Below are 8,561 nucleotides of genomic sequence, written 5' to 3' on the forward strand. Positions count from 1 at the left end.
CGACAACTACTACCGGCTCGACAGGCGGCTCGACAGGCGGCTCGACAACTACTACCGGCTCGACAGGCGGCTCGACAGGCGGCTCGACAACTACTACCGGCTCGACAGGCGGCTCGACAACTACTAGCGGTGCAGTGTCGTTATCAGCGATCGCCACTGTCACGCCCGGAATCGGGAGCGCACTATACTTAGTATCAGCACTCACAGCCGTATGAGAAATACTGCCTGTATGATTTCCTTCCACAACCGCATCGTCTGTAGCGGTTACAGTCACTGCTTTCGGGATATTCCAGTTAGTAGAGTCAAAAGTAACATCAGCGATCGCATTAATTTGACTGCCATTGGCGAAACTAATCGTCACTGGCGCCGTGGGCACAGAAGTTAGTTGAATGCTGTACGTACCCGCACCGCCTTCGTTAGCAGTTGTACTCGTAGGTGAAATAGTCACACCTGCGGTATCGTTGTCAGCAATCGTGGCAGTCACAGGAGAAATCGTCAGCGCATTATACTTAGTATCGGTGCTGGCAGAAGTGTGAGTAATCGTGCCGCCGTGGGTTCCTTGGGCTATGCTGTCATCGATCGCACTAACAGTGACAGTCCGATCCACATTCCAGTTAGTGCTGTCAAAAGTAATTGGGGCGATCGGATTTATTGGCTCCCCTGTAGCGAAACTAACCGTCACAGGCGCCAGCGGCTCGGATTTTAACTTAACGCTGTAAATGCCTCCTGTTGCACCGCCTTCGGTAGCAGTTGTACTCGTAGCTGAAATAGTCACGCCTGCGGTATCGTTGTCAGCAATCGTGGCAGTTACAGGAGAAATCGTCAGCCCATTATACAAAGTATCGTCACTGACAGAAGTGTGAGCGATCGTGCCGCTGTGGGTTGCTTCGGCTATGCTGTCCTCGATCGCACTAACGGTCACATCTTGAGCAACATTCCAATTAGTGGGGGTGAAAGTCAAAGGTGCGATCGCACTAATTTGACTGCCCGTGGCAAAATTAATGGTAACGTTGGCAGCAGGTGCGGTAGTCAAAACCACTCCGTAGGTAGCCGCTGCACCGCCTTCAGCAATATTTGTACTGCCTGCCGATTGCACGATGGAAACACCGGGACTATCGTTATCAGTAATCGATGCCGTCACATCGGGAATCGCTTTGGCGTTATAACTGGCATCGCTACTGGTAACTGTGTGAGCGATCGTGCCGCTGTGGGTTCCTTGTGCTACATTGTCGTCGATCGCAGTAACAGTGACAGTCTTTTCAACATTCCAGTCAGTGCTGTCAAATGTAATTTGGGCGATCGGGCTAATTGCATTGCCAGTATTAAAGCTAATATTAACCGGTGCCGTCGGTTCCGAAGTTAGCTTGACTTTGTAACTGCCAGTTGCCCCGCCTTCTGTAGCAGTGATGTTCGTAGGTGCAATGCTGAAATCGGCAGCGTCATCATTTGTGATGGTAGTTGTAGCAGTTGGTGTCGGGATTGTCGGCGCGCCACCCGGTGAAACAGGATTCGATAGCGTAATTGCAACAGTTTCGTCAGGTTCAATTAATCCATCCCCCAACACCTCCAAAGTAATAGTTTTGGATGTTTCGCCCGCTGCCAAAGTAATTTTGCCAGTAGCAGCAGTTGCGCCAGAAGTGCCGCCGATATTATTGTAGTCGCTGCCGTTAGTCGCAGTTCCCGCGATCGTATAATCTACCGTACTCCAAAGTTCCGTGCTGCCATTGCGAGTAATGGTAAATGTAGCAGGAGTTTTGCCGAAATTGCCTTCGGTAACTGTGGGATTGTCGGCGACAATTGAATAAGAACTATTCCTGTCCAATATTGCCACTTTTCCTTGACTCGCATCTGCCACACCGCCTGTAATTGTGCCAAAATTGAGGACTAACTGTTCGTTACTGTCAACGATATTGTCAGCTTTAATAGTTACTGCAATATTCTGGGTGAGAGTAGTAGTGCCTGCCGAGAAAGTAAGGGATGTAGTTGAAAGAGTGTAGTCTGCACCTTGAGTAGCAGTGCTGCTGGGATCGATGACAATTGGTACAGTTACATCACTTAAGGGAGTGCCACCGCTGATAGTAACTGGGACATCAATTACTGTGTCGGTCGCGCCTTCATTAACGTTGTAAGTGTTACCTATTTTGGGAGGAACGAAGGATACCGTATTGGGTGTATTCAGCAGCACCGAAACGTTATCTGAACTGTTGTTCGCTAGTGCCAAATCAGGGAGAGTATCAGCATTAAAGTTGCCTGCAATAATGAAAGTTGGATCTGTGCCCGCAGCAAAGTTAATGGCTGTACTAAAACCGCCACTGCCATTGCCTACTAAAATTGCAGCGCCGCTGGTGCCTCCTACTGCTAAGTCAAGTTTGCCGTCTCCGCTAAAGTCATTCGCAACAACGCCTTGCAGCCCTGTCCCCGCGCTAAAATTAGTAGGGGTGCCAAAGCCGCCCGTGCCATTTCCCAATAGAATTGACACATTGTTAGAGCCGGTGTTAACTACGGCTAAGTCGAGGAAATTGTCTCCGTTAAAGTCCCCATTGGCGATCGAATTTGGATTTTGCCCTGCCCCAAAATTAGTAGCTGCACCAAAGTTGCCAGTGCCATTCCCTAAAAAAATAGAAATGTTGTTAGATACACTGTTGGGCACCGCTAAATCGGAAAAAGTATCTCCGTTAAAGTCCCCCACTGTCATGAAAGCGGGAATTGACTGCGCGCTCAAGTTAGTGTTGAAATTCAATGCCCCGCTGCCACTGCTATTTGCCAGCAAAATTGTGACAGTACCAGAGGGACTGGTAGGGTTTGCATTTACTACTGCTACGTCTGAAAAGTTGTCCCCGTTAAACTTCCCAACTGCAACCGAGATAGGAGATACTCCTGTGGGATATTGAGTGGGGCTGCCAAAACCGCCCGTACCATTTCCTAAGAAAATTGAGAGGGCGCCACCAGTGCCGCTACCTACTACTGCTAAGTCAGGGAAATTATCGTTGTTAAAATTGCCGATCGCGATCGATGTAGGACGTGTCGCCGCCAAGCTAGGAATAGGCGCGGGATTAAAGCCACCAGTGCCATTTCCTAACAGGATGGAAACAGTGTCAGATCCTTGGTTTGTTACAGCTAAATCTGGTTTGCCATCCAGGTCAAAATCCCCCGTAGCAATACCGTAGGGATTTGTCCCTGCACCAATATTTGTCGCCGCACCGAAGGTGTTCAAAACGTACTCGTAACCCGCTAATACTTCGGGTGCAAATACCAGTGGCGTTTCTATTTTCCCGGTTCTGACTTCCAGTTCCCAGTCTCCGCCTTTTGTTACACTTCCCGTGAGGTTTTCGGAAGCTGCAACTCTTGCCCCGGTTAACTGACTCAAGCGTTTGACAAATGCTTTACCTGTCTCGCCTGCTGCTACACAGCACCCATACAGCAGGATATTCGGTCGATTTTGGCCGATTGAGTCGGTTTGTGGCGAAAACCACTGCTGTAGATCCTGCCGATCGCACTCTATATCATCTAAACTAAAGCGAACGTCGCCGAGTTGCAAGCTGCCTGAACTGCCGTGAGAAATGATGTGAATGCTGTCAATATTGCTGCGATCGCCTAAAATTTCAGTAATTTGGTCGATCGCATCCCGGTTCCCATCCAAAACGACTACTTCCGTACCCGCTTTTACCCCCGCGACTAAACTTTGATAATTTTCTACTAGAGTATCAATAAAGGCGATCGCACTTGGTGAAACTTGATTATTTAAATTTGGCATACTGCACCTACTAATAGCTAAAAAAAGACAATGATTCCCCTGTTTCGCGACTTTCGTCCGAAACTATATCCTGAATGTTGTAGTAACAATAACTGTTTTTTGAGAAAATCTATATAAAGTTTTCTTTATAAATATCTGTTTAATTAAAGTCTGGATAAAGATGGGGAATTTTATTAAATAATATTACGGATCATCCCGTGCCAGGTGGCGAATATAACACAAAAAAACTTCAATAGCAAGTATCATTATACTTAAATATTTTAGTTTCCCTGCTGAGTATGGGCAGGAGAATGTAGGAGTAGAGGCTGGGAGGTTTAGTAGCAGAGTTAGAGAGAATTGTGGAAGACGCTGTGCGATCGCATCAGGGCCGAGTTCTTTTGATACAATTGTGGAAGCGTCTGGATTAGAAGCGGGAACAGTTCATAGTATACTTTTGCACTTGGAATTGTTGGGATTAGTTTCTATGAGACAGGGGTTTTTAACCCCTGTCGTACTCTCGTACTCACGAGTTTATCGGAATGTCTGAATCCGTGCCATACACCCAAATCGCTCTTAAATCAATCCGAAATTAGCTGCACTAATATTGCTAGCAGAAACACCCCCCAGAGAAGCTAAAATCTCCCCTGTTTGAGCAAACCGGATTAATGTTGCACCGCTATCTTGACTAATCGCCAATTGGGAGAAGCTCAACCCGTTACCCAATACTAACAAGTCTTTACCGACTTCAAAATCAGTAATAGTATCAGTACCCGAATTGGTAGAGAGTAAGAACTTATCTACTCCCATTCCTCCTATCAAACTATCAATTCCCAAACCGCCCGTCAGCAAATCATCGCCCTTACCTCCGTAAAGAATATCATTACCATCATCGCCATTCAAAATGTCAGCACCGCGACCGGCAAGCAAGGCATCATCACCGCTACTTCCGAGCATTGTATCGCTACCTTTGCCACCGAAAAGTGTGTCATTTCCCAGAACTCCATCGAGGGAATCATTGCCCCTCATCCCCATCAACACATTATTCCCGCTGTCGCCCGTCAGGATATCGTCGCCATTCGTACCGAGAATTGCATTGGGAGAATTGCTGCCTAAATCCGCATCGCCGCTGACAACAGGAGTTGCAACCCCAGTCGGCAATACTACAGCTTCAATTCTGCTATCTAAAGCAGTACCTGTATTGTCAGCAACGAGCTGGGAAATAGGTTTATTTCCCGTACCAACTTCTTTGAAGTCTTGAGTTGTTGGGCCCAAAGCTACTTGTTGGAGGCGGGCAAGTGATTCAGGAATTGATGTTGCTGTTGGGTTGGAGACAGCCGCATCTATGCGCTGATTGGCTGTTGCCATTACTGTCGCGGATTGCGATGTAATTTGGCTGACTTGTTGGCTGTTGAAACTGGGGTCTATTTGCTGGATTTTAGCAGCGGATTGCTGAATTATTGGTTCTAAGGCTGCTGCATTGCTGAGATTTAAGACTGTACCGGATTGAATTTGAGCCGTAATTGAACTGACAACAGCTTTGACAATATCGGTATTGACTGCACTGGAAGCACCGTCAATCAAAGCGCTGGTTTGAGTGATGAAGTTTTGGACTTTCACCATTGCGACTAAAGTTTCGACGCCGCCCGGTTGGTTGTTATTGGTAGCGAGGATCGGATCTAAGCTAGTCAGGTCAACATCAGCCGGGAGTCCAAGGGCGGCTTTGACTAAAGATTGTGCTTCTTCTGGTTCAATTCCTTTGTCGATTAAGTCGGCGATTAAGGTGGTTAGGAGGGTGACGACACTCGCATCTGGGGGTGCGGTGACTGGTGTTTCTAGGGGTAAGCCGGTGGCGGTGTCAGTGCCTCCGGTGGCTACTAGATTGCCTTCTGATGGGTCGATTTCTCCGTTGTTGTTGGTGTCGAAAATCTCGAAGGGGATATTGAGATTGAATTTACCGCCTGAATCGGTTGTGGTGGATGGTTCGTTGGTGTCGAGGACGCCGTTTTTGTTGGCGTCGAGGAAGAGAGTTGCACCGGAGATATAACCGTCAATCACCCAGCCATTTCCTTGTTTCACTACGTAAATTTTCTGGCTAGCACTCGCACCATAAGGGTCTGTTGCTGTTAACTTGGCGTAGAAGTTTTCCCCGTTGCTTGGGGGAGTTCCGGTGAACGTGATGCTGTTATTGGCAGAGTTAAACGACAATCCAAGCCAACTGCTGTTCGGATTGCTCAGTAATGAGCTGTCGTCAGACCGGGTTAGTGTGTAGGTGAGTAGGTCGCCATCCGGGTCTGTGTAGACGTTAGGAACCTCTACATTGAGAGCAGTGTACCGACCGCCTAGGTTAATCTGCTGTTCTGGAGGACGATTCACACCTGACGGGTAGTTGGGGTCGTTGTCCGCGATCGTCACAGTAGCACTAGAGGACTCGCCTATCTGGCTGTTGTAGTTGCTGATAGGATCTAAGCTGATAAACACTCTCTCGTCGCCTTCTACTAGGCTGTCGTTGTAGACATCCACATCTATGTTGACGCTGCGCTTACCTGCTGGAATGGTGATCATGTTGCTGCCAAACAGGTTGATAGGCAACGCCTGACGGGGTTGGGAGGGTTGACGGGACTCGGAGTCGGAAAACAATTCGTAATCTCCATACATACCGATACCTGGTATGGCAGTACCGGCTATAGGAGTGTAGCTATTATCGGATAGATTATCGAACTTGTAGTAGACATCCAGCGGACCAGCTAGGCTGCCACCAGTACGGGTAATAGTGAATTTTCCAGGATTGGGTTCTTCGGGTGGAAAGATGGTTTCCGCAGCATTAGCATCCGTAGCGCTGATGGTAAGCGTTGGCTTGATATCGGGGGCTGTAAATGTAAAACTTTGTCCTTCAACAAACGGGGAACCAGCCCAAGCACTGTCGATCGCCTGTACACTCCAGTTATAAGTTTGTCCAGGGATTAAGTAATCTGGTTTTAACAGCCAACCAGGGGAGTAGTAGTTGCTGCTGCTGTTGGCTTGGTTGACATTTCCCAACTGCACTACTTGCCGAGTTCCATCATCAAGGGACATCGGGCCAACAATGTACTCTTTAACATCGCCGCCACCGAAGGGATTGGGACGATTAGTCCAAACTCGCAGGTTGTAGCTTAAACCCTGATTTGGAGTTTGAGCGTCGAGCTGATTCCCCCATCCTCCAGGCAAACTTAAGAAAACTCCTTCCTGAGTAATCTGAGGGTAATTTAAACCTTCAGGTGCAGAGGGTGCCGTGTTCGGTTCAGGGGTCTCGTTGCGATAGACTTTGACAACGTTGCGAGAGTAGGGGTACTCAGGTGAATCCTCTCTTGTCGAGACTGCAATATCTAGTCTTCCATCCTTGTCGTAGTCTCCCCAAGAAGTTGGGCTGGCAACATTATTAGGTAGCGTTGGATCGTCGATGGGTGTAAAATAGCCAGACTCATCTTGTCGGTAAACTTTGGCGAGACTCTTACCCGAATAATCCCGTTCTGTCAGCAGAATATCCAGCTTGCCATCATTGTCTTCATCTCCCCAAGTACCAAGACCACCATTAGACCCCCATATAGTCTGACGTTCCTGAAAGCTAGTAGTATCCCCATAACTGTTGTTCTGGAGCACCCTGGTAGGGGCGTACGGCCCACCATTATCATTTAAACGCTGACTTTGACCTGTAAGCAAGATATCTAGTTTGCCATCGTTGTTTGAGTCTCCCCATGCACCGTAATTAATAGGTTCGTTGGGGTTTTGATATTGCAGCAGTGGATTGCTCTCTTCGGTAAAGCCGTTGCCAGTGTTGCGATACAATTTTGCGACGTATGCTGAACCGGTATCGCCTGTCAGCAAGATATCTTGTTGGCCATCATTGTTGTAGTCTCCCCAGGCCGCATTGCCAATAACACCGGGCAAGCTAGCCCCAGTCTCCTCCTCAAAGGTAAGGGCGTAGTTAAAGGTACTGCCGTTGTTAAAGCCAGTAAGCTCGTTGCGGAACACTTTGGCGATGTAGCCTGAACTCGTGTCACCTGTGAGTACGAGATCCTTTCTGCCATCGTTGTTGTAGTCTCCCCAAGCTGCGGAACCGTTGAAAATACCCGGCAGCTTTACCCTCGTGTCTAGAGTAAATTTAGTGGGGTCGATCGAGGTTGGGTAATAGGGAAGAGTGCTATCAACCCTTTGGTTCCGGTACAGTCTGGTGATGGGGGTGTAGGGCGAACCGGGGGTGGAGTTGTCTTGTGGAGGAGTATCAATTACCCCTGTGAGCAATATATCGAGATCACCATCATTGTCGCTGTCTCCCCACGTAGCAGAAGGTTTGGAATCATGATTATTCCCATTTTCCTGGATCACACCTCCATAAACGGTAGGCAGGCCTATATCAATTAGTTTAAAGCCTTGATTAAGTTCGTTGCTGTACACTTTCGGGGTGTATTGCGATCGGGGAAAAGATTGATAATAGTTGTTTTGTAAACTACCTCCTTCCATCACCAACAGATCCAAATCGCCGTCATTGTCGTAGTCTCCCCAAGCATTAGCGCCGACAAAACCAGGTGTCGTCAGAGCGCCGGCCCCATACCGAGCATTAGATCTCGGTATTAACAAGGGAATTTCCTGATATCTCGGTATTCCGATCGGGAATATGTTTGGGTTGCCGGTTCCTGTAGTGACTGGCGGTTGCGGATTGACGATGACTGGTGGCTCGACGACAACAGGCGGCTCGACAACAGGCGGCTCGACAACTACTACCGGCTCTACAGGCGGCTCGACAACTACTACCGGATCTACTACCGGCTCTACAGGCGGCTCGACAACTACT

General features: G+C 48.3%; 3 protein-coding genes. 1 reads left to right on the forward strand and 2 read right to left on the reverse strand.

Annotated elements, in window-relative coordinates; all coding sequences use genetic code 11:
* On the reverse strand, positions 1 to 3,754 hold a 3,754-nt coding region (locus tag QUA42_RS25035; RefSeq protein WP_333141033.1), incomplete at its 3' end, for a DUF4347 domain-containing protein.
* Between the two features lie 355 nt (positions 3,755 to 4,109).
* Between QUA42_RS25035 and QUA42_RS25040 the strand changes: the two genes are divergently transcribed.
* On the forward strand, positions 4,110 to 4,280 hold the full coding sequence (locus QUA42_RS25040; RefSeq protein ID WP_333141036.1) for a DprA-like winged helix domain-containing protein: 171 nt from the start codon (positions 4,110 to 4,112) through the stop codon (positions 4,278 to 4,280).
* Between the two features lie 26 nt (positions 4,281 to 4,306).
* Here the strand turns inward: QUA42_RS25040 and QUA42_RS25045 are convergent.
* Positions 4,307 to 8,561: FG-GAP-like repeat-containing protein (locus QUA42_RS25045; RefSeq protein WP_333141035.1), on the reverse strand; the 4,255-nt coding region annotated here is incomplete at its 5' end.

This window comes from Microcoleus sp. Pol11C2 (assembly GCF_036701505.1).
Lineage (GTDB): Bacteria > Cyanobacteriota > Cyanobacteriia > Cyanobacteriales > Microcoleaceae > Microcoleus.